We start from the raw sequence: 13,631 nt of genomic DNA on the forward strand, positions 1-13,631 counted from the left end.
AAGATTTAATATAGCTATCCTTTAGGGTAGCTATATTTCATTATAAACCAACTATACATACAATATAATGAGAGTAACTTCTAAATTTAGAACTGGGTTTTGGATCCAATCATTTATTGTATTTTTTGCTTGGTTATGTATTACTTTAGTAAACATTTTATATCCCTTTAATAACATTCAAATAGATTTTCGAGATATCACCTTATGGATTGGTATTTTTTCAGCGGCATGGCTAATTTTCACAACCAGAAGATTTCTTATCCGCAACTTGAAACAGATTAGCGTGACTGAAAATGAAATATTAATTAAGTCTTTATTAAATAATAAAATTAAATCAATTTCTTTTGATCAAATAAAAGGGTTTAAAACCCGAAGAGAGAAATCATCCGCTGAAGAAGGAACTCAAGTTTATGGTAGCGAAGAGTTTGAAATACAACTAATGGATGACTCTGCGATAAGATTTAACTCTGATCAGTTCAAAAATTACGCTGAATTAAAAATCCTGATATATACAAACTATAAATCAATACAAGATTGAATACATTTTTATATATTAAGAATAAAATGAGAAAAATGTATTACTAATTCAAAAAAGGATTGTAATGCCTATTTCATAAAAGAAAATAAAACCTAGTTACATCAATTTACAGAAATAAAGCACAAATGAAGATTCAAAATATTTTTATAACATTCATATGCTGCCTCCTTAGCAATATAGTTTTAGCTCAAAATAAGCATACTACTACTCCACTTTCAATTGGAGAAAAAATCGAATTTGAATCAAAAATTCTAAAAGAAAAAAGAGTACTGAATATTTATGTACCTCATAAATACTCTAAAGATTCTATAAAAACATATCCTGTAATTTATCTATTAGATGGTTCTATAGATGAAGATTTTATTCATATATCAGGTCTCGTACAATTTGGTTCATTCTCCTGGATTCGCATGATCCCAGAATCTATTGTAGTTGGTATAGCCAATGTAGATAGAAAAAGAGATTTTACCTATCCTACTAATAATAAAAAAGACAAAGAGGATTTTCCTACTACAGGTGGATCAGAAAATTTTATCAATTTTATTGAAAAAGAATTACAACCTTTCATAGAGAAAAAATACAAGACAACTGCTACTAAAACTATCATAGGACAATCCTTAGGCGGACTTTTGGCAACAGAAATTTTATTTAAAAAACCTAATCTTTTCGACAACTATATCATTACAAGTCCTAGTTTATGGTGGGATGATGAATCGTTACTTACATATGTTCCTACACCTTATAACTCTGAAAAATCAATTTATATTGCTGTTGGTGAAGAAGGGAAAATTATGAAAAGAGTTGCTAAAGAATTATATGACAAACTGAAGTTACTACAGAACGATAATACCGAATTATATTACGAATTTTTCGAAAAGCAAAATCATGGAGATGCATTACATTTAGCAGTTTATAACGCTTTCGAAAAAATATTCAAACCTAAAAAATAAAAAATGGCTTCTGATCAAAACTTTGTAGATTTTGTAGTAGGACAAATCAAAAATACTGGAGAAATAATTGCAAAAAAGATGTTTGGAGAATATGGAGTATATGCTGACGGTAAAATGTTTGGTCTTATTTGTGATAATAAACTATTTATAAAACCTACTACATCAGGAAGAGATTTTATTGGAAATATCGTGGAGGCTCCTCCCTATCCTGGAGCCAAACCAAGTTTCTTGATCGAAGAAAAAATAGAGGATTCTGATTGGTTAAGCGAACTAGTGAGTATTACCATTAAAGAACTACCTGAGCCAAAACCGAAGAGAAAAAGATGAAAAATTCTTAAATACTATTGAACCTCTAAAGCATCAAGTATAAGGATAAAATTGAACAATAAGTATAACAATTAAGTGCACAATGATAGTTATAATAACGTTAGAGTAAATTACTAAATGAAAACATTTAAAATATTATTAATATTGACACTTATAATCTCCTGTAAAAATCAAAGTAAAAAGAAAGATCTCGCTAAACCAGACTTAAGTGAACAAAATGAAGGTTTGGATTTAGAAAATCTAAACAAGGCCAAAGTTTCTATTAAGTATTTTATCACTAAAGATTGGTTGAAAGATTCTGGCGCATATCAACCTATTAGTTGGAGTAAATTAGAGATTATAAATGGACTTGATTTCAAATATAAAGTTGCTCATCAATTTAAAGGGATGTCTAAATTTTATACTAAAACAAAAGTTATTGATTCTCTAGTAATTTATGATATGACTTTTAACATCTCAGATCAATACAAAGTCATTTCCGCTACTAAAACAGACGAGTATTCTGAGCATTACGATAAACAAGGTTTACCTTACCAAATGTTCGGTAATAAAGAATTACAAAAGATTGGACTGAAATATGGCTTTGATATGATACTTTACAAGAATAATAAAAATAAACTATCATTTGTTGGAGGTGGTATTGAATTTCCAGAGACAATTGGAATATCAAAAGAAAAATGGTCTTCTGAAAATTCAATTAAAATAAGTCCTGAATTGATCAAAATGACGGATACAATTGAATACTGTACTGACTTAATTGGAGGTGACTGTATTCAATTTGTTTTTAAAGAAGGAAAATTAAACGAAATAAAAAACATACCATAACACATTATATATTGCATATGCGGCCTTAGCAAGGCAGACGCAACATACTAGCAACGATATACTCTACATGAAAAACTACATTTTTATTCTTATTTCTATTGTAACCTTAAGTTGTTCCCAAAACAAAGAGAATATTGTAGAATTTGAAAAAGTCCTGGGAGCTAAAGAAACCAAAGCTCTGGATTTATTAGTTTCTGATTTCGAAAAGAATCTAAAAAAGATTTATCCAAAGTTATCCACTGAAAAAGGTTACACACAGTATTTAAAGGACTTAATTTCTAAACCACCTACTCATCCAGAAAAGTTTAATTTTAAATCTGATAAAACAAATTTAGAATTTCATAAAAGTGGATTGTGGGATGATATTTATAGCAAAGCCTCCGATTCAGGCTTTCAGTTAACACTACCGGAAAATACATTCAGGCTCTATTTAGTATTAAAAAACCAGACCCTTTGATAAAAGTATATAGAGAAAAACGAAAGGCAGTTGGTATGATGCAAAATGAATTATTTGTTAATGGAATTTTGAACTCTAATCCAAATTTCAACAATTATTTTCATAAGCGAATTGTTGTTCTAGAATTTAGTTTTTAATTTGAAAGAACTATTAAAATCAAAGCATCGAAAAAAATTAAAAAAAGATGAAAACCATTATTACATTGTCTTTATTGTTGTTGAGCATTATATCACTAGCACAAACAAATCAAGTGGTTGGAGATTACATAATTACTCTGGGTAAACAAGAAAAGCATCATATAGAATATAAGCTGTCTCTGAAAGAAGATGGAACCTTTTTCTTTCATTCTTATTCCAATAATTCTCAAGGAATTCCTAACGAGGTAAATATCTACGGAAAAGGCACATGGAAAATAGAAAAAAATGTAGTTCATTTTTTTGCAGATAAAAAAAAGGACATAAACGAAAAATATTCTTTAGATTTTAATAACTCTAAGGCAAGATTTATATCAAAATCACCAAGAGACAAAACAGACCGAGTTATCAAAACATGCCTTCAATTTTTCAACTCTAAAATATTTTGGATCAAAAGATTAAGAATATTTAAAAAAAATAGCATTCAATTATGAAGCTAAAGGACAAAATAATAATTGATTTCGAGATTTTTTTTAAAACAGGAAAATTTGATTTTCTAAAATTAGGAAAGACTAAAGAATGGATCATACATAATTTTCCAGATCCAGATGGGTTTGATGAAAACCCTGATATTTATAGAGATCCAATTTGGAGGTATGGAAACATAGAACTACACTTTAACAAAGATGAGTTGTTCTTAATTTTCTCAGATTATATAGATGATCTAGATGGAGGAAATTCTTTAGAATTAAAGAAATGGTTTATGGGAAATCTTGATAAATTAAACCTTTCAAATGTAATTTCTGAATTGAATAAAGCTCATATAGACTTCCATAAAAAGAAATGTCATATTGTAGAATCTGCAGTAAATATCGAATTACAAAGTGGCGTTGTGCTTGGGTTTCATCTTGAAGAAAATGAAGATGAAGATTATGACAATTTTTTAAAACGTTGTAAAATTACAAATCAAGATAAATTTAGACTTAGTTCGTTTAGCCTAATGAAAAAACGAAAAGTGACAACTCATTAAGAATCATCACTTTCATCTTTTCGTTTTTTGGGTAGTCTTTTAGCCTCTTTTAAGCTTTTATTGATCATCCATTCGATCTGTCCGTTCACACTACGAAACTCATCATCTGCCCATTTTTCGATCTGCTTAAACATCTCTGGGTCTATTCTTAGTACGAATGATTTTCTTTTACTCACAATTAAGAATTTAGAGTTCCAGCATTTACTACCGGAACAGCTTCTTTATCACCGCATAAAACTACCATTAAATTACTTACCATAGAAGCTTTTTTATCATCATCAAAGTCTATGATGTTATCCGTAGACAATTTTTGCAACGCATCTTCTACCATACCTACCGCTCCTTCTACTATTTTCTTTCTAGCTGCTACAATAGCAACAGCTTGTTGTCTTTTTAACATAGAACTTGCAATCTCTGGTGCATATGCCAAATATCCAATTCTAGCTTCCATCACTTTAATACCAGCAATTGCCAAACGCTCGGTAACTTCGTTTTCTAAAGCTTCATTTACTTCATCCATACCCGATCTAAGTGTAAATTCAGCTTGCTCATCATCGAAATTATCATATGGATACGATCCTGCCAATTTACGAACAGCAGCATCGGTTTGAACCTTTACAAACTCTTCATAATTATCCACATCAAAAGCTGATTTATAAGTATCTGCTACCTGCCAGACCAAAATTACATTGATCATGATGGGGTTTCCGATTTTATCATTCACCTTTACACGTTCACTATCAAAATTTCTAGCTCTTAACGAAATTTTCTGACGACTAAAAAAAGGATTTGCCCAAAAGAAACCATTATCTCTAACCGTTCCTTTATAAGCTCCAAACAATACCAACACCTTAGAACTATTTGGATTCACTATAAAAAAACCTTTCGCTATTAATATAATTGGTAGTATAAAGATTAAAAATAATGGATTATCCATTGTTACCAAACCTACTATCGTACCTACAATAAATACTAGCAGTACCATAAGCATTACATATCCATTCGTTGCTTTAATTTTTGTTTCTTTATTCATAATGATATTATTTTGATATCACAATAATACTAAATTTATTTGAATTTTGAAAATCACAGATGATAAAACAGGTAAAACTAGCGCGATTATCACATTCAAATTCTTAGAAAGTATTATAAGAATGAAATAATTATTTACATAACTTAGAGCCTCTAAAACATAAAACAGGTTTATAAACAAATGGCCGCATTTAATATTCAAGTAAATCCAAAAGTACAATCGGTGTATGATTCATATCCCAATCATATTCACCCAAAAATTATGGATCTTAGAAACTTGATAATTAAGACAGCAAAAGAAATAGAAGGAATATCTAATATAGAAGAAACCCTAAAATGGGGAGAACCAAGCTTCTTAACCAAGAAAGGAAGTACCATCAGAATAGATTGGAAAAAAGGCGCACCTGATCAATATGCCATGTATTTTCAATGCACTAGCAAACTAGTTACCACCTTTAGAGTAGTTTATAAAGACACTTTTCAGTTTGAAGGAAATAGAGCTATTGTTTTTCCTTTAGATTTTAAAATTCCTGAACCAGAACTCAAAAGCTGTATAAAGGCTGCCTTACAATATCATTCTGTAAAACACTTACCAACTTTAGGCATGTAGATCCGCCAGAGTAAGTTGATGATAATTTGATAGGAAAATGTTTTTAGACTTTAAATATTCATCAATTTTATAATGGAATCTATAGAAATCTAATCAGTAAAAATCTCCATAAAGTTCACAGAACATTCAAAGAATATTCAAATAACTTCTCTCGTTTTCAAACTGTTTATGTTTTACTGGCGAGGAGATCCTTGGAACATTGACGCTTCTAGAACAAAGAAAGCCATATGTCTAGTACATATGGCTTTAAGTTGTAAAGGTTAATTTTTAATTAATTTTTTAACCACCCTATCACCTGAATTATTCTTTATTTTTAATAAATAGACACCTTTCGTCAAAGAAGACACGTCTATTTCCCTTGATTCTAATTTTTTACTGATTATTTTCTTTCCTTGCATATCATAAATATCTACGGATGAAATATCTAAGGAACTGAAATTTTTAATATAAATAGAAGTATTTGCTGGATTTGGATAAAAGGAAACTATTTCCTCATTAAACTCAATATCCTCATTAGATAGAGTATTATCATGAACCAATTCTACCACACCCCAACAAGAATCAAAAGTACCGATATCTAAAGTGATATTTCCAGAATTATCTGTTTGTACAGAAAGATCCACAGATTGCTTACCAGGAATGTGAAGTTTTGCTCCTACAATAGCATTTGGGAAAACAGCAGATGGAATTTGCACAGAAATATCATTATGGGCTTGAGCAGCATCATTAGAAGCATCATATTTTCTGTTGACTAAATGCAACACATAAGGCGCATCAGGATCATTAGAAGACTTTCTTGGCAAGGCAGAAATTAAATAATTGACCCACTGATTATTACTTAAAACATTAATTTTCCATGAAGTAAGTCCAAGTATATCTCCTGAATTATTCATTGAAACTATATTAGTACCACTAGAATTAATAGTTGCATTTTGCTCTGTCGTTAAATATTGAATATCACTATCATGCACTACCACATCATATTGCGATAATTCCGAGGCAGATGGACTTATGGGTTGATCAGGATCCCCAAATATTTTTAGATCAAATGAAATATTTCTTGTTACTAAATAATCAAGTGTTTGACGAGCATTCGAACTACCAGACATTCCGCCTTCTAATAAAGAAGCGTATACAGAATACGCAAGAGCTACGTTCGACACTGCCTGATAATCATCAAATAAATCGCTATGATCATGAACAAATGCATATAAATCTGCAAAATTTTCCCAACCAGTATCCCAAGTATTGCTTCCTCCTATCCATACTCTACCTGGAATTGTAAAAATAGAGCCTGTAGCATATGCTTGTGCAATCCATGCTCGGGCTTGTCTAGGAGAATTTCTATTATACAACGCCTGAAATGCATCTGGATATGGAAAATATATCAAAGTTTTATCAAGAGCTTCAGCGGCTTTATAATGTAATAGCGGTTCTGTAGAGGGGCTCGTCGCCGGATCATGAGGATGACCATATTCTCCTGCTAGATATGTTAATCGATCGGAGAAAACAAACCCTCTAGGTTCCACTACGTTTGTAGTTGCTCCAATGTCGATACCAGGTCTAATTGTATCTATATAATCAAATAGCTCTTCCATTGTATCATTCAGGGATTGACGTTGGAAATAAACGAAGTCTTTGTATAACGGAATATTACCGTTGATACTATTTGCTCGATTTCTATAAGTTTGAAGCGTGAATCCTCTGTTAATTAAAAACTGACGATAATTGAAATTATCAATATTATTAATCCCTTGATCCATAAGCTGCTGAGTGGTGTACTTATCTTTCATATATGCTCTAAAACCATTCATCGAATGCACAGAAAAATCTCCTCCTAACCAATGTAAGGTTCTGGTAGCAGATGTTTGTGAATCAAACATCATATGTGTTACAGGTGCTAAAGTCATTCTATCCACCTGATACTTTAACCATTCTAAAAAATCAGGTCCCTGATGACTCATCCAACTATGAATCTGTCCATTGTATGTACCTCCATTATCGGCAGCATTTCCCCAATGAATATTATTACCATTAAGATCTTTTGCCCAATACGATTCTGGATCATCCATAAAATCAATCATCCATTTCCATCCCCAATCAAATTCTCCTCTACCAAAATAATACTTACCGTTTGAAGTACGATTTTCGACTTTTGAAACCCATTGATTCATAGCAGCATCAGACTCAATACTTGCATTTGGCATAAATCCCCAAAAAATACCATCAGCTCTATATTGATCATAATTAAAAGGAGTAGCTGCTGATTCTTGTGTAAATAATACAGTGGATTTATTTATTAAGGAACTAGATGTTTGTGCATAAATATTAATACAATAAAAAATAATAATTAGAGTGAGTGAAGTTCTTTTCATAGGTTTTAATTTTTTTCTCAATAATTAACTTTGGGTGATAAAATCATGATCCAAAAATATTTCTACTCCAATAAAATGTTAGAAAAGAAATAGAATTCGTTATGAGTTAACTAGTAAGCGTTTTTTTAATGATTTGGTAGCTTTTTTCGATCTAAAAATAGAAAAAAGCCATATGTCTGAAACATATGGCTTTTAAAAATTATGTATTGTCTAGTTTAAATCTAGTTTATAAAATCTGTGCAGCGTGTTCTTTGGTTTTTACTTTTGTAATTACTTCAGATAATATTCCATTTTCATCAATAACAAAGGTAGTACGATGGATACCATCATATTCTTTACCCATAAATTTTTTAGGTCCCCAAACACCAAAAGCTTCAATAACCTTTTTATCTTCATCCGCTAATAGAGGATAAGGCAGTTCATATTTGTTTTTGAAATTTTGTTGTCTCTTTGCGCTATCAGCACTTACTCCAAGAATCTCATACCCTTGTGATTGAAATGTTTGGTAATTGTCTTTCAGATTGCAAGCTTCAGCAGTACAACCTGGTGTGCTCGCTTTGGGGTAGAAAAAAACCACAAGTTTTTTTCCTTTATAATCTTCTAAACTAATGGTATTACCATCCTGATCTAATGCCGAGAAATTTGGAGCTTTATCTCCTGCTTTTAATGATGTCATATTATTATGGTTAATGATAAAAATTATATTTTGTTTAAACTTTTTTGATAAAGTTAGAACAAAATTATTTTCCTGAAACAATTTTATTAAAAATTTATGCTTTTATTAGATTCCTAAAAACATACAAATATTCATATTTTAGCACAAAAATAAGTTATGACTAAAAAGGAAAAAGTAGATTTCACCATAAATACACTTAAAGAATTATATCCAACCATCCCTATTCCTTTAGATCATAAAGACCCATATACCCTACTGATTGCAGTTCTAATGAGTGCTCAGAGTACTGATGTGCGAGTCAATCAAATTACTCCACTCCTATTCGAACGTGCTAATAACCCCTACACTATGGTAAAGTTATCTGTGGAAGAAATTAGAGAAATTATCAAACCTGTTGGATTAAGCCCAATGAAGTCCAAAGGTATCCATGGATTATCACAAATACTAATTGACCAACACAATGGAGAGGTTCCACAAAGTTTTGAAGCATTGGAAGCATTGCCAGCAGTTGGACACAAAACAGCCAGTGTTGTAATGTCTCAGGCCTTTGGAGTACCAGCATTTCCAGTAGACACACACATACATCGTTTAATGTATCGTTGGGGTTTTAGTAATGGTAAGAATGTTACTCAAACCGAAAAAGATGCAAAACGTTTGTTCCCAAGAGAATTGTGGAATGATCTACATCTTCAGATCATATGGTATGGACGAGAGTACTCTCCTGCACGAGGATGGAATCTAGATAACGATATTATAACAAAGACAATTGGAAGGAAATCTGTAATTAACGAGTACTATAAAAAATAAAAGACCTGTTTTGGAAACAGGTCTTTTACAAAGTTTAGTTTTAATTTAGAAGCGCTTCAAACTTCATTTTCTTATAATCTATAACACTTAAAGCCTTTGAGTAATTTAAAAGAAAATCTACTGTAATTTTCTTTGGTACTAATTGTTGTTGCTCCTCTTTCTGAGAAGACTTAAAGTAAAATTTTGCCATATTAATTTATCTTAAATTAAGGGTTATTTTTTTATAAATAACGAGGCAAATTCTACTTTATTGCATAAAGAAATGTTAATTTGTTAGGACAATATTATTTTTCTCTATAACCTTTCTTAAGTTAATTAATGCATAACGCATTCTTCCTAAGGCAGTATTGATACTTACACCTGTTTTATCCGAGATCTCTTTAAAACTCATATCACGGTACATACGCATTACCAAAACTTCCTTTTGATCTTCTGGAAGTTCTTGTATAAGGTTTCTTAAATCTTCCTCTACCTGATCTTTAATAATTCTTTTTTCAGCATTTAAATCACCATCACTGATAACAGAAAATATACTAAACTCTCCATTATCCTCGAATTTTGGCATTCTGTTTCCTTTTCTAAAGTGATCGATAACTAGGTTATGCGCAATTCTCATTACCCAAGGTAAAAATTTACCTTCTTCATTATACTTTCCAAGTTTTAGCGTACGAATCACTTTAATAAAAGTATCCTGAAATATATCTTCTGATACATCTCTATCAAAAACTTTAGAATAAATAAAACTGTAAATACGTTGTTTATGACGTTCGATTAGTGTAGAAAGTGCGCTTTCGTCACCTTTGATGTAATTATTAACCAGCACAGCGTCTGAAATAGTGTAATCCTTCATACCTATTACTTTATTTAGTACCAACAAGCTTGGGGCTCGGGCTTTGTTAAACTTTAAAGTAAAGGTGTGCTATAGGCGCTTCTTTTTTAGATTTGGTTACTTTTACAGGGGCTAATATAATAACAATCCTTGAAAATCAAACTATTTTGTGTTAATTTTTTTAACTTAACTTTCCGTATAAGTACACTATTATACTTCTTAAGTTATCATTATCTTTGCGCTCACACCGCATATAGACTATGATTCAAGACATTACTACCTTAGATCCTAAACAAAATATATTAATTAAAGGAGCCAAACTGCATAATCTCAAAAACTTAGATGCAGCCATTCCCCGAAATAAATTAGTGGTAATTACCGGATTATCAGGATCAGGAAAATCAAGTCTTGCATTCGATACCTTATATGCAGAAGGACAGAGAAGATACGTAGAGAGTTTATCTTCATATGCCAGACAATTTTTAGGTCGACTTAATAAACCAAAAGTTGATTACATAAAAGGTATTGCTCCAGCCATTGCTATTGAACAAAAAGTAAATTCTACAAATCCAAGATCCACGGTTGGAACAACTACCGAGATATATGATTATCTAAAGTTACTTTTTGCTAGAATAGGTAGAACCTACTCTCCTATTTCTGGTAATCAGGTAAAAAAAGATACCGTTACAGATGTTATCGAATATGTAAAAACCTTTGAAGAAGGTGAAAAACTATTGTTGTTAGCTCCAATACATGTAGAAAGTGGCAGAACCGTTGAAGAAAAGCTAAAAGTACTACAACAACAAGGATATGCACGTGTAAAAGTTAATGAAACGGTATCTAGAATTGAAGATGCTACCATTACTAAAAAAGATACTGTTCATTTGGTAATTGATCGTATTATTAAGCGAGATGAAGAAGACTTTTATAATAGACTGGCAGATGCCGTAGGCTCAGCTTTTTTTGAAGGAAAAGGAACTTGTTTTATAGAAACATTAAAAGATCAAAAATCACGTCAGTTTAGTAATAAATTTGAGTTGGATGGAATAACCTTTCTAGAGCCTAATGTGCATTTGTTTAGCTTTAATAATCCATATGGAGCTTGTCCTGAATGTGAAGGTTACGGAGATGTTATTGGTATTGATGAGGATTTAGTGATTCCAAATACATCCTTGAGCGTGTATGAAGGAGCTGTTTTTCCTTGGAAAGGCGATACTATGAGTTGGTATAAAGATCAACTTGTAAATAGTGCTTATAAATTCGATTTTCCTATACACAAGCCTTATTTTGAGTTATCAGAAGAACAAAAAGAATTATTATGGATTGGTAACGAGTATTTTGAAGGTATCGATGGATTTTTCAAAGAGCTAGAAGCAAAGGCTTATAAAATTCAGAATAGAGTAATGCTTTCTCGTTATCGTGGAAAAACGAAATGTACCAGCTGTAAAGGAAAACGTTTAAGACCTGAAGCTAGTTATGTAAAAGTTGGTGGATTAGCTATTACGGATCTTGTAGAAATGCCACTTGATGAACTGGCAACTTTTTTTAAAAATCTTGAACTAAATAAATATGAACTCCAAATTGGAAAAAGACTTTTAAAAGAAATTAATAGTAGGTTAGAGTTTTTACATAATGTAGGTCTTCAATACCTAACTCTTAATCGTAAATCAAATACCTTATCTGGTGGAGAATCCCAACGTATTAATCTTGCTACGTCTCTTGGTAGTAGCTTGGTTGGATCTATGTATATCTTAGACGAACCGAGTATTGGTCTACACCCTAAAGATACTGAGAAACTTATTAAAGTATTACAATCCCTTCGTGATTTAGGGAACACCGTTATTGTAGTTGAGCATGATGAAGATATTATGAAGGCTGCAGATGTTATTCTTGATATTGGTCCAGAAGCAGGTACCTATGGAGGTAATTTGGTCGCCGAAGGAACTTTTGAAGAAATTCTAAAATCTGATTCCTTAACCGCTAAATACCTAAATGGAGATTTACAAATCGAAGTCCCGAAGAACAGAAGAACCTCTAAATACTATTTAGAAATCCTAGGTGCAAGAGAAAACAATTTAAAAAATATTGATGTTACTATTCCGCTAGGAGTGTTTACAGCAGTTACAGGAGTTTCAGGTAGTGGAAAAAGTACTTTGATCAAAAAAATAGTGTATCCTTCGATATTAAAAAAACTAGGAGGATATGGAGAAAAAGCAGGTCAGTTTACAGAGCTTAAAGGAAATTACAGTAATATCAAACATGTAGAGTTTGTAGATCAAAACCCAATTGGTCGTTCTTCTAGATCTAATCCTGTAACTTATATCAAGGCATATGATGATATTAGAAGTCTTTTTGCTAGTCAGAAATTATCAAAAATAAGAAACTACCAATCCAAGCATTTTTCTTTTAATGTGGATGGTGGAAGATGTGAAACCTGTAAAGGTGAAGGTGAAGTTACGATCGAAATGCAATTCATGGCTGATGTTCATTTAGAATGTGAAACCTGCGCCGGAAAAAGATTTAAAAAAGATGTACTGGAGGTAACTTATGAAGATAAAAATATCGACGACATTTTAACAATGACCATTGATAATGCACTGGATTTCTTTGCAAAACATAATCAAACAAAAATAATTAGAAAGCTTCAACCTTTACAGGATGTTGGTCTTGGATATGTACAATTGGGGCAAAGCTCCTCTACCCTTTCTGGTGGTGAAGCACAGCGTATCAAATTAGCGTCTTTCTTAGTAAAAGGAAATACGAAAGATAAAGCTCTTTTTATTTTCGATGAGCCTACTACAGGATTACATTTTCATGATATCAAAAAATTACTAAAATCCTTTAACGAACTTATTGACAAAGGTCATTCTATACTGGTTATAGAACACAATCTGGATTTAGTAAAATGCGCTGATCATGTTATTGATTTAGGATTAGAAGGTGGAAATAATGGCGGAATGATTATAGCAGAAGGGACTCCTGAGGAAGTAAGTGCGAACCAAAAATCTTATACAGGGCATTATCTTGCTGAAAAAATTTAA

Annotated in this window: 16 protein-coding genes; 10 read left to right on the forward strand and 6 right to left on the reverse strand. The window is 31.5% G+C overall.

The window, feature by feature from the left end:
- Positions 1-67: 67 nt before the first annotated feature.
- The 7 genes from ACWNT5_RS17155 (at position 68) to ACWNT5_RS17185 (ending at position 4,261) form a co-directional block, all read left to right on the forward strand.
- A complete protein-coding gene (locus ACWNT5_RS17155) occupies positions 68-538 on the forward strand; it encodes a hypothetical protein (protein WP_299602162.1) in 471 nt (156 codons plus the stop codon).
- Between the two features lie 125 nt (positions 539-663).
- Positions 664-1,488: an alpha/beta hydrolase gene (locus ACWNT5_RS17160; RefSeq protein WP_299895969.1), complete on the forward strand. Its 825-nt coding sequence runs from the start codon at positions 664-666 to the stop codon at positions 1,486-1,488.
- Positions 1,489-1,491: 3 nt separating this feature from the next.
- A complete protein-coding gene (locus tag ACWNT5_RS17165; RefSeq protein ID WP_299895967.1) occupies positions 1,492-1,815 on the forward strand; it encodes a TfoX/Sxy family protein in 324 nt (107 codons plus the stop codon).
- Between the two features lie 117 nt (positions 1,816-1,932).
- Positions 1,933-2,640 (forward strand): hypothetical protein, encoded by a 708-nt coding sequence (locus tag ACWNT5_RS17170; protein ID WP_456518038.1) that lies wholly within the window; start codon positions 1,933-1,935, stop codon positions 2,638-2,640.
- A 67-nt stretch (positions 2,641-2,707) separates the two neighbouring features.
- Positions 2,708-3,097, forward strand: a complete 390-nt coding sequence (locus tag ACWNT5_RS17175; RefSeq protein WP_456518039.1) for a hypothetical protein — start codon at positions 2,708-2,710, stop codon at positions 3,095-3,097.
- A gap of 184 nt (positions 3,098-3,281) precedes the next feature.
- Entirely contained in the window at positions 3,282-3,725 is a 444-nt protein-coding gene (locus ACWNT5_RS17180; RefSeq protein ID WP_299895959.1) for a hypothetical protein, read from the forward strand.
- A complete protein-coding gene (locus ACWNT5_RS17185) occupies positions 3,722-4,261 on the forward strand; it encodes a hypothetical protein (RefSeq protein ID WP_299895957.1) in 540 nt (179 codons plus the stop codon). Before ACWNT5_RS17180 ends, ACWNT5_RS17185 begins: the two co-directional genes overlap by 4 nt.
- Here ACWNT5_RS17185 and ACWNT5_RS17190 read toward each other — a convergent pair.
- Positions 4,258-4,437, reverse strand: coding sequence for an Arc family DNA-binding protein (locus ACWNT5_RS17190; protein WP_219007515.1), 180 nt, complete (start codon positions 4,435-4,437; stop codon positions 4,258-4,260). The genes ACWNT5_RS17185 and ACWNT5_RS17190 overlap by 4 nt on opposite strands.
- 2 nt (positions 4,438-4,439) lie before the next feature.
- Entirely contained in the window at positions 4,440-5,294 is an 855-nt protein-coding gene (locus ACWNT5_RS17195; protein ID WP_299602178.1) for an SPFH domain-containing protein, read from the reverse strand.
- A gap of 180 nt (positions 5,295-5,474) precedes the next feature.
- Between ACWNT5_RS17195 and ACWNT5_RS17200 the strand changes: the two genes are divergently transcribed.
- The gene (locus ACWNT5_RS17200; RefSeq protein WP_456518040.1) at positions 5,475-5,903 is read left to right on the forward strand and encodes a DUF1801 domain-containing protein; all 429 of its coding nucleotides are present in this window, start codon (positions 5,475-5,477) and stop codon (positions 5,901-5,903) included.
- 260 nt (positions 5,904-6,163) lie between these two features.
- Here the strand turns inward: ACWNT5_RS17200 and ACWNT5_RS17205 are convergent, their stop codons facing one another.
- Complete coding sequence (locus ACWNT5_RS17205) at positions 6,164-8,278, reverse strand: T9SS type A sorting domain-containing protein (protein WP_456518041.1); 2,115 nt, start codon at positions 8,276-8,278, stop codon at positions 6,164-6,166.
- A gap of 226 nt (positions 8,279-8,504) precedes the next feature.
- Positions 8,505-8,954 carry a thioredoxin-dependent thiol peroxidase gene (gene bcp / locus ACWNT5_RS17210; RefSeq protein ID WP_299602184.1) on the reverse strand — a complete coding sequence of 150 codons (450 nt, stop codon included), beginning with the start codon at positions 8,952-8,954 and terminating at the stop codon, positions 8,505-8,507.
- Positions 8,955-9,110: 156 nt separating this feature from the next.
- Between bcp and ACWNT5_RS17215 the strand changes: the two genes are divergently transcribed.
- Positions 9,111-9,761 carry an endonuclease III domain-containing protein gene (locus tag ACWNT5_RS17215; RefSeq protein ID WP_456518042.1) on the forward strand — a complete coding sequence of 217 codons (651 nt, stop codon included), beginning with the start codon at positions 9,111-9,113 and terminating at the stop codon, positions 9,759-9,761.
- A 40-nt stretch (positions 9,762-9,801) separates the two neighbouring features.
- Here the strand turns inward: ACWNT5_RS17215 and ACWNT5_RS17220 are convergent, their stop codons facing one another.
- Positions 9,802-9,951, reverse strand: coding sequence for a hypothetical protein (locus ACWNT5_RS17220; RefSeq protein WP_299602190.1), 150 nt, complete (start codon positions 9,949-9,951; stop codon positions 9,802-9,804).
- Between the two features lie 75 nt (positions 9,952-10,026).
- On the reverse strand, positions 10,027-10,611 hold the full coding sequence (locus tag ACWNT5_RS17225; protein ID WP_299602193.1) for an RNA polymerase sigma factor: 585 nt from the start codon (positions 10,609-10,611) through the stop codon (positions 10,027-10,029).
- A 239-nt stretch (positions 10,612-10,850) separates the two neighbouring features.
- Here ACWNT5_RS17225 and uvrA point away from each other — a divergent pair, with 239 nt between their 5' ends.
- Positions 10,851-13,631 (forward strand): excinuclease ABC subunit UvrA, encoded by a 2,781-nt coding sequence (gene uvrA / locus ACWNT5_RS17230; RefSeq protein WP_456518043.1) that lies wholly within the window; start codon positions 10,851-10,853, stop codon positions 13,629-13,631.

It is taken from the genome of Aquimarina sp. 433 (assembly GCF_054054605.1).